Origin of the sequence: Amycolatopsis palatopharyngis, assembly GCF_003385185.1 — a bacterium.
Taxonomy (GTDB): domain Bacteria; phylum Actinomycetota; class Actinomycetes; order Mycobacteriales; family Pseudonocardiaceae; genus Amycolatopsis; species Amycolatopsis palatopharyngis.
Map to the genome: position 1 here is coordinate 114,501 of NZ_PQHZ01000014.1, position 12,724 is coordinate 127,224.

Consider the following 12,724-nt stretch of genomic DNA (forward strand, 5'->3'; position numbering starts at 1 on the left):
TCCTGGCACCACAATGTGCCGGTTCGGCTCACCCTAACGCGGTTACAGGACACCAAATAACGGACCCGAGGACGCATGTCAGTCGTCATCGCGGTGCCGGCCGTTGACCGGGCGCGCCTCGCCGGTTTCGTCCTGCCGCGATCCGAGTCGTTTGACCAGGGCCGCCGCACTCGACGTACCGGCCTGGTGCTCGGCCAACGCCCTGGCGAGGAGTTCCGCGAGCCCAGCGCCCGGCGGCGGCTCCTCGGACGGGACGACGGCCTCGTAGGAGTTGTACGGACCGCGATCGAACGAGTTGTCGTCATAGGCACTGGTGAAGGACGTGCTGTAGGACCCGTTCGAGCGGCCGCCGGCGAGATCGGGCGCCGGGTCCGGGTCGGAGTCGCTGCTCTCGTCGAGACCACGTCCCCGCGCGTCGCCGGTTCCGGAATCGCGCCGATCGTCGGCGTACACGGACGAAAATGCTGCCGCACCGAGATCCTCCATCGGCGCCAGCGACGGCGGCAGTCTCAGCCGCGGCAACCACTCACTGATCTCCGGTTCGGGTGCCGGCCGCGCTGGCGGCTCCGGCGAGAAGTCCGAACCGCTGCCTCCCGTGGATTCCCCGCGAACGGGACCCTCGCCGGTTCCGGTAGGTGTGTCCTCCTCGGCGCGCCGCCGCCTGCCCGCGGGCCGGTCCGATGAAGGGGACGGATCCGATGGCAGCGACAGCGCCGACAACGCCGAAAGCGCGGACAGTGCCGACAGGGGCGAGGAGTCCTCCCCTGCCGGGTGCCGCACCGACGCGGTTTCCGCGGAACTGTCGCGGTTTCGGGTGGCACTCGCGGAGTCGCCCCCGGCAGCGCGCCGGCGGCCTCCGGAACCGCCGGACTCGATACCGAGGCGGTCCAGCACCGACCTGGCCGCGACCGAACCGTGCTCGGAATCGTGGCGGGTGCGTACCTCCCCCTGCGGTAGCGCGGCCGGACGATCGCCGTCGCGTTCCGCGGACCGGCGACGGTACCGGTGCTCCTGCTTCGCCGGTTCGGGTTCGGGCGGTGGTTCGGCTTCCACGATCCGAGCCGCCGCGGCCTGCGCCGGTTCGATGTCCGGGGCCAGCACCGGTTCCGGCTCCAGTTCCGGCGCCAGGGCCAGTACTGGCACCGCGGCCTGCGTCCGCTCCTGCACAGGAGGCGACGGGGGACCCGGCTGCTCCTCTCGTCCGGCCTGCGGGCTCGGCACCGGCGCGACCAACTCGTCGAGGTCCATCGGCTGCTGCTCGCCTGCCCCGAACTCGCCGGTGAGCAGCGCACAGGCCTGCCTCCGGGCTCTGCTGTGGACGTGTTCGGCTGCCCGAGAGCGGTGCAGGCAACGGATGGCCTCGGCCGGACGGTCGAGCTGTTCCTCGACATTGGCGAGTTCGAACCACAGCCGGGCGGTAAGGGCGTGCAGGCCGTGCCGCTCGGTGCTGTGCACGGCGTCGCGCATGAGTTGCGTCGCCGCGTCTCCCGAACCCGCGGGAAGGTATACGCGAGTGGCCACGGCGAGCCGTAGCCATCCCGCGGGTGCCACGACGGCCGCACGATGGGGCTCGTCCAGTATCGGCTGCGCGAGCTCGAGCGCGGTACCGGTGTTACCACGATCAAGCAGCGCGCAGACCAGTTCCAGCACCAGCCTGGAGCGGACAAGACCGCCGTCGGCGCCCTGATCCCGCAGGTCGTCCAGAAGACCGAGGCCGGTTCTGGCCGCGTCGGCGGCGCCCATGAGATCACCGTGGCGCCGTCGGTGCCCGGATACGGCCACCCGCAGCAACGCCCTGGACAGCGATCTCGTGTCGTCGTCGAATGCGTCATCGGCCTGGCAGAGCCGGTCGGCCTCCAGCAGCGCCCTGTCCAGTTCCGGCTTGCGGCCGAGCTGCCCCATGCAACCCACCAGCTGGCTCAGCGCGGCAGCCCGCTGGGCAGGAGGCAGCCCCTTGGCCGCCAGTGCGGGCCGCAGCGCTGCCAGCCCGGTCAGCGGCAGGCCGACGCTGCGGGCGCACAGCGCGAGATCGATCCGCAACTGCGCGGCGATCTCACCCTGGCCGAGGTCCTCGGCGGCCCGTAGGGCGGCGACGGCCCTGCCGACCGTCGGCGCCCGGACTCCCAGCCGCACGCTGGCGAGCACGACCAGGCTCTCCGCCCGGACCCAGAGGTCGTTCGACCCGGACGCCTCGGAGAGCGCGGCGGCCCGCTCGCCGAGCACCAGTGCCAACTCCGGCGCCCGGAGCGTCAGCCGGGTCGCCTGGTCGAGCAGGTGCTCCACGGCCCCGTTGCCCACCGCTCCCGCGGTGACGCGAGGTGCGTCCACCCGCAGGTCGGTGTACGCACCCGACCTGGTGTGCTTGCTGGCTACCACAGGGACTCCGCTCAGTGTTGGCTCCGGCGTGCTCACTCAGCAGTGCTCAGGAGTACCACGAACGCATCAGTCACGGGTGAGTTTGCGGTGGGTCACCCGGTGCGGACGGGCCGCGTCCGCGCCCAGCCGCTCGATCTTGTTGCGCTCGTACCCTTCGAAGTTGCCCTCGAACCAGAACCACTTCGCCGGGTTCTCGTCGGTGCCCTCCCAGGCAAGGATGTGCGTGGCGACCCGGTCCAGGAACCACCTGTCGTGCGAGATCACCACGGCGCAACCCGGGAACTGTTCGAGCGCGTTCTCCAGTGAACCGAGGGTCTCGACATCGAGGTCGTTAGTCGGCTCGTCCAGCAGGATCAGGTTGCCACCCTGCTTGAGGGTCATCGCCAGGTTCAGCCGGTTGCGCTCACCGCCGGAGAGCACACCAGCCGGCTTCTGCTGGTCGGGGCCCTTGAAACCGAAAGCGCTCACGTAGGCGCGCGAGGGCATCTCGGTCTGCCCGACATGGATGTAGTCGAGCTTGTCCGACACGACCTCCCACACGGTCTTCTCCGGGTCGATGCCCGCCCGCTGCTGGTCCACATAGGACAGCTTGACTGTCTCGCCGATCTTGACGGATCCGCCGTCCGGCTCCTCGAGCCCGACGATCGTCTTGAACAGCGTGGTCTTTCCGACACCGTTCGGCCCGATCACCCCGACGATGCCGTTGCGCGGCAGGTCGAACGCGAGGCCGTCGATCAGCAGCCGGTCGTCGAAGCCCTTGCTCAGGCTGGAAACCTCGACGACGACGTTACCCAGCCGGGGCCCCGGCGGAATCTGGATCTCCTCGAAGTCGAGCTTCTTGGTCTTCTCGGCCTCGGCGGCCATCTCCTCGTAGCGATCCAGCCTGGAGCGCGACTTCGTCTGCCGTGCCTTGGCGTTCGACCGGACCCAGTCGAGCTCGTTCTTGAGCCGTTTGGAGAGCTTGGCATCCTTCTTGCCCTGCACCTCGAGGCGTTCACGCTTCTTCTCGAGGTAGGTCGAGTAGTTGCCTTCGTAGCCGACCACGCGACCGCGGTCGAGCTCCATGATCCATTCGGCGACGTTGTCCAGGAAGTACCTGTCGTGCGTGACGGCGAGGACTGCGCCGGGGTAGTTGGCGAGGAACTGCTCCAGCCAGAGCACGCTCTCCGCGTCCAGATGGTTGGTGGGCTCGTCCAGCAGCAGCAGATCGGGCTTGGACAGCAGCAGTTTGCACAGCGCAACCCTGCGTCGCTCTCCGCCGGAGAGGTGCGTGACCTCCTCCTCCCCCGGCGGGCAGCGCAGCGCGTCCATCGCCTGCTCGAGCTGCGAATCCAGCTCCCAGGCGTCGGCGTGGTCAAGCTCCTCCTGAAGCTTTCCCATCTCCTCCATCAGCGCGTCGCTGTAGTCCGTTGCGAGCTGCTCAGCGATCTCGTTGAAGCGATCGAGCTTGACCTTGATCTCGCCAAGGCCTTCCTCGACGTTGCCGCGGACGGTCTTGTCTTCGTTGAGCGGCGGCTCCTGCAGGAGGATGCCGACCGTCGCGCCGGGCTGGAGGAAGGCCTCCCCGTTGCTCGGCTGGTCGAGCCCCGCCATGATCTTGAGAACGGTGGACTTACCGGCACCGTTCGGCCCAACGACGCCGATCTTGGCCCCTGGGTAGAACGCGGTGCTGACATCGTCAAGGATGACCTTGTCCCCGACGGTCTTGCGCACCTTTTTCATGGTGTAGATGAACTCGGCCATGCTGGCGATCGTAGAGTGAGCCCGTCCACGCCCTGACGGCGGTCACCGTCGAAGTACCCGTCGTCACCGTCTCCTAACGATGCGACCTCCTCGTTCGCCGGTCAGGCGCTGCCCTCACGCGCGCCTGTCCTGCACATCCCGGCCTGCTGGACCTCCGGCTGCCGCGGCGCCACGGCCCGCTGTTCCCCTCGGCCCTGAGCTGGCCGCCGGACGAGCGCGCTGCACCGGCTCAGATTCGGTCCCACCGCGAAGGCCTCGAGCTCGGGCACGGCCCTTTGCTGGCCCGCGACCTCTGCTTCACCGGTGTACAACCGACCGGTAACGATTACCGGGTCACCCTTGCCCAGCGATCCGTGCACGCTTTCGGCAAGGGCTCGCCAGCAGGACACCTTGACCGCGAGCTGCCTGCCGTCGACCCAGGCGCCGCTGTCCCGGTCACGCCGCCGCTCGGTGCTGCGCATCCAGAAGCTCGTGACGCTCACCCCGCCCGAGAGTTTGCGTCTGCTCAACTCGCTGACGACGGTACCGATGACGGTGACCACTGTTTCCCCAATTGCCATTGCCGATCCCCTTGTCCGAAGCGTCCGGTTCATCTCGAGTCGCTCGCCGGCCCTGCCCGCGTGCTCGCCAGATCACTGTCTCGCGGATGTACGGCTGATCGGGAGATCGTGTGGAATCTGTGGACAACCGTCTTCGTGTTGCACAACCGCACGGGCGGCGACGGCGGAAGAGGCGTATCCGCCGGCGTCTCGTGCCACCGGCTCACTCGCGTGAGCGGCCCTTCTGCGCGAGTTGCCGCAGCATCGCGTTGTACGCCGCGAGGTCCTCGTCCCCGCTGGCGTCCGCCCTGCGATCGGATCTGCGCGCCTCCCGCTCGTCCGCGCGTGCCCATTGCACGAGCAGGGCGATCAGCACGAGCAGTACGGGCAACTCCCCCGAGGCCCACGCGATTCCACCGCCAAGACGCTGGTCGGTCAGCAGGTCACCGACCCACGGCAGGTCGAGCGACCGGTAGAAGTCCTCCCCGATCACCGTCTGCTCGTTCATCAGGATCACGCCGAAGAACGCGTGGAACGGCATCGACGCGAACATCATGCCGAGCTTGCCCAGATGGGGGATCCGCCGCGGCGCCGGGTCGACTCCGATCACCGGCCAGTAGAAGACGTAGCCGACGAGTACGAAGTGGGCGTTCATCGCCAGATGTGCCCAGTGGTAGTTCAGCGCGGCGTCGAAGAGGCCGGAGAAGTACAGCGCGTAGAACGAACCGACGAACAGCACGAGTGCGACGACCGGGTTGGTCAGCGCGCGCGACACCGGTGAGTGCACGAACGCGAGCAGCCATTCCCGGGGCCCCGGCGGATCCGCCCTGCCCGCCGCGGGCAGCGCGCGCAGCGCCAGCGTCACCGGGCCACCGAGCACGAACAGCACCGGAGCGACCATCGACAGGAGCATGTGGTTGCCCATGTGCACGCTGAACATCGCCGGTGCGTACCGGCCGATCCCGGACGAGGTGGCGATCAGCAGCACCGCACATCCGCTGACCCAGGCGATCGTGCGTCCTACCGGCCACGCGTCGCCCCGCAGCCGCAGCCTGCGCACTCCGAGCAGGTAGACCACGGCGAGGGCGATGGCGGCGGTGCCGAACACCAGGTCGAAGCGCCAGTCGAACAGCAGCCGCAGCAGCGTGGGCGGCCCGTTCAGGACGTATCCGATGAGCAGTTCGGTGTTCGACGGCTGGAAGTAGACCTCCTGTGGCGGCGGTGTCCTGGCCAGCGCCGTCGCGATACCGATGGTCACGAACATGACGAGCGTCTCGACCGCGGCCAGCCGCAGCAGTTGCCCTCCGCCCGCACCGTCGACCAGATCACGCACCCCGCGACTGCGTTGCTGGTGACCGAACACGCCGAGCACGACAAGGCACACGATCTTGGCGAGGACGAGAAGGCCGTAGTCGGTGGTGAGCAGGTTCTGCGGGGCAACCCGGACCAGTGCGTTGATCACCCCGGAAACCGCCATCACGATCCAGCAGACCAGGGCGAGCCGGGAGAACCGTCGTGCGGCGAGCGTGAGATGGCTGCCCCTGCGCCAGCCGAGCGCCAGCAGGGCGAGGAGGCCACCAACCCACAACGCCGCGCCCACGAGGTGGAACAGCAGGCTGTTCGTAGCCAGGTCGTGGGCCCCGCCGCTGGCCGAATGCCCGGTCACCGCCACCGGGATAAGTCCCCCGACGGACAGGAGGAACAAACTCGCGGTCCAGCCCCAGGTCAGGACGAGCCGGCAGCCCAGTGCCAGCAGCAATGCGATGGCCGCGGTGAACAGCCATGCCTTCGGCTGTTCGATGGCCTCGACCAGGCTGACCAACCGTTGCGGGTCGAGTAACTCCGCCACCGGCCTACCGGCACCGTCGGCCGCGCTGAAGAACACCGAGGCGACGGCTGCCACGAACCACGCCCAGGCCGCGACGCCCGCCGTTCGCACCGCCGCGTACCCGTCAGCTCCGAGCACACCCGACCGTTGCGGAGGCACCAGGAAGGCGGCCAGCAGCAGCCCTCCGATACACACCACGGAGGCGGTTTCGGCGAGCACCCTGGCGACGGTGACGCCGTAACGGGTCACGGTCCCGGGATCGGGGAGACCGGCGATGACGTAGCCGGCGCCGCCGGTCAGCGCGACGAGGCCGACCGCCAGCACCGCGGCGAGAACGGCATTGACCGCGAGCAGTGGCAGAACACTGGACCGGGCTGCCCGGTCACGTCGTGGGGCCTGCACGGATCCGTCGGTGGGCACCTCATGAGGGTAGGCCGGGCCCTGATGTGGCCGCCCTCTCCCCTGCCTGCTCACGCCGCAATGCGCGGGTAGCCGCTATCGCTGCGGGCGCGATCAACGCGGCGACGAGCCCGACCGCGACGAAGGAGACCGATAGCGACGTCAGCTGAGCGATGCCACCGATCACCGGCGGGCCGGCGAGAAAGCCGCTGTAGGCGACCGCTGTGACAAAGGCCAGTTCGCGTTCGCCGCCACTGTCGTCGGTTCGTTTGCCCGCCTCCCCGGCGAGGCTGAGAGCCACCGGGAACGAGGCCGCGAGACCCGCTCCCGCCAGCACGAAGCCGGCGAAGCCAGCTGCCGGGACCGGGATCAGCGCGGCGACGCACAGGCCCGCCCCCGCACACAGCGCACCACCGGCCAGCAGCCAGGTCGGACCGATGCGCGCCTGCACCCAGGCACCCGCGAGCCTGGCCACCGCCATCGCGAGGGAGAAGGCCGAGTAGGCCAGCGCGGCGGCGCCCTCGCTCATCCCCTGTTCGCTCACCAGCAGCAACGCCGACCAGTCCGAACTCGCACCCTCGGCGATCGCCGAACAGAGGGCGACGGCGGCCAGCAGCCACAGTGCGACCCGACGCGCTGGAGCGGCGCCCCCCGCTCTCGGCGAAGCGACCGAGGTACGGGTGTCGGCGGCGATTCCCGGCACCGATCGGATCACGAGGCCCAGCACCACCAAGGCGGCCGCCGCGGCGACCGTGAGGTGCAGTGTGGGGCTCCAGCCACTGGCCGCCGCCAGTGCGGCCGCGGCCGAGCCGACCAGCGCGCCGCCGCTGAATCCCGCGTGGAAGGTCGCCATGATCGGCCCGCTCGCCCGCCGTTCCACGACCACCCCAGCGGTGTTCATGCCGACGTCGAGCACGCCCATCGAGGCGCCGAGACCGGCGAGTGCGATGCCCAGCGCGAGCACCGACCCGGAGGCGCCGATCACCGGGAGGAACAGGCAGGCGGCGATCGTCGAGACGGCGACCACAGTGCGTGAGCCGAACCGTTCGATCAGCCTGCCAGAGGCCAGCGCCGCCAGCAGCATTCCGATGCTGGCGCCGAGCAGCGCGAGGCCGAGTGCGCCGGGCTCAGCGCCGATCTGCTCGGACAGCGCGGGCACCCGTGGAGCCCACGAGCCGAGCGCGGCACCGTTGATCGCGAACACCACCGTGACCGCGAGCCGCTGTGACCCCACGAGCCCCTCCAGAGTTTGACGCGGATCTACTGCGACAGAATGACTTAAGCGCTTCAGTAAGTCCATCCGTTTTGCCCGGCCTACACTGCGCGGATGAGTGGGACACGCCGGCGGAATCCAACGCTGGACGACGTCGCGGCCGCTGTCGGGGTGTCCAGGGCGACGATCTCGAACGCCTACAACCGGCCGGACCAGCTGTCCGCACCGTTGCGCCGGGAGATCCTGCGGGTCGCCAAGCGGCTGGGGTACGCGGGTCCGAACCCGACGGCGCGCAGCCTCGCGACGCGGCGATCCGGCCCGATCGCATTCATGCTCGACACGGGCCTGTCCGCGGCCTTCTCCGACCCGGCGTTGTCCATCACGCTGGACGCGCTGGCCGCGCAGGTGGACGCGGAGGGGCACGCACTGTTGCTGTTGCCAGGCGGGGACGACGGGGGTCCCCGCGCCGAACGGGTGCTGACCGCACAGGCGGATCTCGCGGTGGCCTATTCACTTGCCGACGGCGCCCCCGCGCTGCGAGCGATTCGCGACCGAGCACTACCGCTGGTCGTCATCGACCAGCCCGTGGTGCCCGGATCGGCCCGGGTGGGTATCGACGACAGGGGCGGTGCCGTGGCGGCGGCGCGACATCTGCTGGACCTGGGCCATCGGCGGTTCGGGATCCTGTCGGCGCAGTGCCTTTCCGAGCCGCGAGGGGGACCGCTGACGTTGCCCGAAGCGATGCGCTCCCGGTTCAGGGACAACCGGGAGCGGCTGGCCGGATACCTGGAGACGCTGACTGCCGCGGGAGTCCCCGAGACGGACGTGCCCATCTGGGAGACCTCCGGTCTGTCCAGGGAAAAGGCGATGGCGGGCGCCGGCGCGCTACTCGGGGCACGGCCTCGGCCGACGGCCATGTTGTGCATGTCGGACGAGCTGGCACTGGCCGCGCTGGCGGTGGCCAGGGAGCGTGGCCTCTCCGTGCCTGCCGATCTCTCCGTGGCCGGATTCGACGACACACCGCCCGCGAGTTGGTCCGAGCCCGCCCTCACCACGGTCCGCCAGGACCTGATCGGCAAGGGCAGAACGGCCGGGCGGCTCTGCCTCGACCTGCTCGCCGGTTCTCCCCCACCGGCCCCTGTGGTGCTCGACGTGGAACTCGTCGTCCGGCGCTCCACCGGACCGGCGCCGGGCTAGCAGGCTCGCTCCACCAGCACAAGCACCACATCCAGAATGTGGATGATTCCCACCCTTTCGAGCGCAGCGAGACTACTTATCCACAGAAGTATTTTTGCGGGCTGACATTCCTTTCCCTGTTCGTCATTGTTGTTTCTGTCACCACGTCACCACGTCACCAACAGAATCCACAGGGAAAACGGGGAGAATCCGATGAAGCAGCACACCAGGGCACTGCGCTACCGGCTGCCGCACGCACTCGTCCTGACAGCGTTGACGCTGTTCACCGCCTCCGGCGTCGCCACGGCGCAACAGCAGGATCCGCCGCCGGCGATGCCGGGTACCGACTGCGTGCAGGGCGAGTTCTGCATGTGGAGCAGCGAATTTCATGCGGGCGAGATCGCCAGGCACGACCTGCGGAACACCAATCCGGAGGAATGTGTCGCGCTGCCCGAGGATATGGACGCCAAATCCTTCGCGAACCGCACCGACCGGTATGTGACGGTGTACCAGGATCGCCACTGCGCGACCGAGGGCGACTTCAGCACCTATCCGGGTGACGGGACGTTCGTCCCCCAGGCACCGTTCGCCGTCCGGGCCATCCAGATCTGGAACTGACCCCGAACAGGGCCGTCGCCGCCGACTCCTGGGGAACGAACAGGCGGCCGACAGCCCCGACGGGATCGTGTCCCCGAGCACGATCCCGCCCGCGGACGCGGCGGACGACGCCTCCGCGTCCGCGGGTTTCCCCAGGTCCGGCGGCTGGCAGGAACCCGCATCCAGCGCAGCCGTGCCCCGGCGCGAGATGCCGGTCGCCGGACCTGGAAACAAGAGTGAAACGATCTGCCGGTGTCAGACGATCAACTGATTGGTGCCGACTAAACTGGGGGCTTGCGGATGGCCACCGGCAGTCGGCAACACTGGCCCTCGTAGCTCAGCTGGATAGAGCAAGAGCCTTCTAATCTCTAGGTCGCAGGTTCGAGTCCTGCCGGGGGCACAGAACCCCTGGTCGCAGCGCCGACCAGGGGTTTCGCGGATCACCGACCCTTCCCTCAGCGAGTGAAGTGATCTTCGGACGTCCAGCCAGGACCCATCCGCCTCGGCTAGTACTCCGGCGGCGAGATGACGGTGGTCGTGCGGGCGCGCACCCTTGCACGGAGAGTTCGCGAGGACCGCGCGGACGGGTGTTGTCTGGGCCACTCGGCGTTGCGCGGGCATACGGGGCACCCATCTCGATTCCGCAACGACGTGACGTCTTTTCAGTATCTCCAAAGCCGGTTTCGGCGGCGAATGGATCGGGCGTTCAGCAGATCCGAGCCGCAGATCCCACTGAGCAGTTCGCCCATCGCGCAGGGATGCCGACTTGGACCGCGGATTCGTCCCGAGTGGACTCTCGCCCACCACGGCCGCAGTTGTCCCGGCCAACCGGTCTCCCGGTCAGCGACCCGAAAGGACCGCCACGAATTCGTTGATGTGCAACGGAAGTACCTCCGACTGGGTAACAAGCTCGATGCTACGCAATGGTGCGGGGTCGGTGTCGACGATCCGGATTCCGGACGGTTCTCGCGGCAAAGAGAGTTCTGGGACGCATGCCACGGCAAGACCGTTCGCCACTACTTCCAGTTGCGTCGCGTGGTCGGCGACGGGGAACCCGACCTGCAACTGGGCACCCGCGCGACGCACCAGATGCGCGAGCGCCGAGTGCGCGTCGGAACCCGGCGGGCAGCAGGTCCAGACCTCGCCGGCCAGCTCGGAGAACAGCACGGTGTCCCGACTCGCCAGCCGATGACCGTCCGGCAGGACCAGCCGCGCTCGTTCGGTGAGCAGGCGGGTGACGTCCGCGCCTTGCGAGATCGTCGAGGGGAGGTCGTGCCAGTACTCGGCCGCGACGACGTCCAGCCCGTCCTCGTGCAGTGCCCTCAGGTGGTCCACCGTCTCGCCATCGCGCAGCGACACGCGCACTCGCGGGTTGCGGTCGGTGAACTCGCGCACCCGCCGGAGCAAGAACCCCCTGATGGCCGAGGAGATCGCGCCGACCCGCACGGTGCCCTGCAGCTCGCCGGCGCGCCCGGCGAGGTCGCGTTCGGCGTGCTCCACCACGCGCGCGACCGTCCGCGCGTGCCCGGCGAGCACATACCCGGCGTCGGTCAGCCGCAGGCCTCGTCCGGCGCGCTCGACCAAAGCCGAGCCAACCTCCGCCTCGAGCCTGCGCAGGTGCTGCGATACGGCCGGACCCGTCATCCGCAGACTGCGCGCGGCCGCGACGACCGATCCGGTCCTGGCCACCGCGTCGAACACCCGCAGCCGGTCCCACGTCCAGTTGTTCATGTAGTTCTGCTTAGCAGCACCCGGTAGGGATGCGACCTGGACCCGTCATGGATCACCCGTCAAGACTAGTTCCGTGGCGACCGACATCCAGCTGAACCCGGCCTCCAGCACGACGCTGCCCGCTCCGGGCAGCGGGCGGTCGGGGCCCGCGCTGCTCGTACTGACCGGCGCGGGTTGCCTGTCGGCCTCCGCGGTGCTGGTGAAAGTGGCGGCGGTGGACCCGGCGACCTCAGCGTTCCTGCGCTGCGCCATCGCGGTCGTCGTACTGGCGCCGCTGGCGTGGCGGGAATGCCGGCGATTCGGGGCATTGTCCCGCCGCGGGGTCGTGGTGGCGCTCGTCGCCGGTGCGGCCCTTGGTGCCGACTATGTCATGTGGACGCGCAGTATCTTCGATGTCGGCGCCGGAATCGCGACCGTACTGATCAACGTGCAGGTCGTCATACTCCCGTTGCTCGGTTTGCTCATCGACCGTGAACGACTCAGCAGGCGGTTCGTCCTGGCCTGCCCCGCCATGCTGGCCGGCATCGTACTCATCAGCGGGGTACTGGAAAGCGGAGTTATCGCACCGAACACCGTGCGCGGCACCGTGTTCGGCATCCTGGCAGGCGCCGCGTACGCGCTGTACCTGTATCTGACGCGACGGCAGGGCCGGGCCGAACCGGGGCGAACCGTGACGCCGCTTGCCATCGCGACGGCGAGCGCCGCGGTCACGGCCGCCGCGCTTTCCCCGCTCAGCAGCGGCATCCACCTCGGTGCGATCTCACCGGCTTCGTGGCTGGCGATGATCGGTCTCGCCGTGCTCGGCCAGGTGTTCGCGTGGCTCCTCATCAATTCCGGTTCCCCGCACCTGCCCGCGAACCAAACCGCGGCTCTGCTGTTGACCCAGCCGGTGGCGACCGTGCTGCTGAGCCTGCTCATACTCGCCGAAGTTCCGTCCGCGCTCGAAGTGTGCGGAATGGTGCTGGTGCTCGCATCGATTGCCGTGGCCAACCGCGTCTGGAATCGTCCACATCGGACTTGATTCGCGAGTACAACTTGTCTCGCGACGAAACTCGGCATTTGTTGCCTGGATCACATTTCCCATGGCACTGTTGAAAGTTTCCCCAATACGATGTTCGTTTG

9 protein-coding genes and 1 tRNA gene are annotated in these 12,724 nt (G+C 68.8%); 4 read left to right on the top strand and 6 right to left on the bottom strand.

Annotation, left to right across the window (positions count from 1 at the left end; all coding sequences use genetic code 11):
• Positions 1–78 precede the first annotated feature (78 nt).
• The 5 genes from D0C15_RS13695 to D0C15_RS13715 form a co-directional block, all read right to left on the bottom strand.
• On the bottom strand, positions 79–2,376 hold the full coding sequence (locus D0C15_RS13695) for a hypothetical protein (protein WP_245975760.1): 2,298 nt from the start codon (positions 2,374–2,376) through the stop codon (positions 79–81).
• 66 nt (positions 2,377–2,442) lie between these two features.
• Positions 2,443–4,119, bottom strand: a complete 1,677-nt coding sequence (gene ettA / locus D0C15_RS13700) for an energy-dependent translational throttle protein EttA (RefSeq protein WP_116044921.1) — start codon at positions 4,117–4,119, stop codon at positions 2,443–2,445.
• 101 nt (positions 4,120–4,220) lie between these two features.
• Positions 4,221–4,679: a single-stranded DNA-binding protein gene (locus D0C15_RS13705; RefSeq protein ID WP_116044923.1), complete on the bottom strand. Its 459-nt coding sequence runs from the start codon at positions 4,677–4,679 to the stop codon at positions 4,221–4,223.
• 202 nt (positions 4,680–4,881) lie between these two features.
• Entirely contained in the window at positions 4,882–6,906 is a 2,025-nt protein-coding gene (locus D0C15_RS13710; RefSeq protein ID WP_211323189.1) for a bifunctional copper resistance protein CopD/cytochrome c oxidase assembly protein, read from the bottom strand.
• Between the two features lies 1 nt (position 6,907).
• Positions 6,908–8,119 (bottom strand): MFS transporter, encoded by a 1,212-nt coding sequence (locus tag D0C15_RS13715; protein ID WP_245975761.1) that lies wholly within the window; start codon positions 8,117–8,119, stop codon positions 6,908–6,910.
• A gap of 93 nt (positions 8,120–8,212) precedes the next feature.
• Here D0C15_RS13715 and D0C15_RS13720 point away from each other — a divergent pair, with 93 nt between their 5' ends.
• The 3 genes from D0C15_RS13720 to D0C15_RS13735 all read left to right on the top strand — a co-directional run bounded on the left by D0C15_RS13720 (position 8,213) and on the right by D0C15_RS13735 (position 10,271).
• A complete protein-coding gene (locus D0C15_RS13720) occupies positions 8,213–9,295 on the top strand; it encodes a LacI family DNA-binding transcriptional regulator (protein WP_116044928.1) in 1,083 nt (360 codons plus the stop codon).
• Positions 9,296–9,487: 192 nt separating this feature from the next.
• On the top strand, positions 9,488–9,892 hold the full coding sequence (locus D0C15_RS13725; RefSeq protein WP_116044930.1) for a peptidase inhibitor family I36 protein: 405 nt from the start codon (positions 9,488–9,490) through the stop codon (positions 9,890–9,892).
• A 305-nt stretch (positions 9,893–10,197) separates the two neighbouring features.
• A tRNA-Arg gene (locus D0C15_RS13735) sits at positions 10,198–10,271 on the top strand.
• 440 nt (positions 10,272–10,711) lie between these two features.
• Here D0C15_RS13735 and D0C15_RS13740 read toward each other — a convergent pair.
• On the bottom strand, positions 10,712–11,602 hold the full coding sequence (locus tag D0C15_RS13740) for a LysR family transcriptional regulator (RefSeq protein WP_116044935.1): 891 nt from the start codon (positions 11,600–11,602) through the stop codon (positions 10,712–10,714).
• A gap of 73 nt (positions 11,603–11,675) precedes the next feature.
• On the opposite strand from D0C15_RS13740, the gene D0C15_RS13745 reads away from it, so the two are divergent.
• Positions 11,676–12,623, top strand: a complete 948-nt coding sequence (locus D0C15_RS13745) for a DMT family transporter (RefSeq protein ID WP_116044938.1) — start codon at positions 11,676–11,678, stop codon at positions 12,621–12,623.
• Positions 12,624–12,724: the final 101 nt, after the last annotated feature.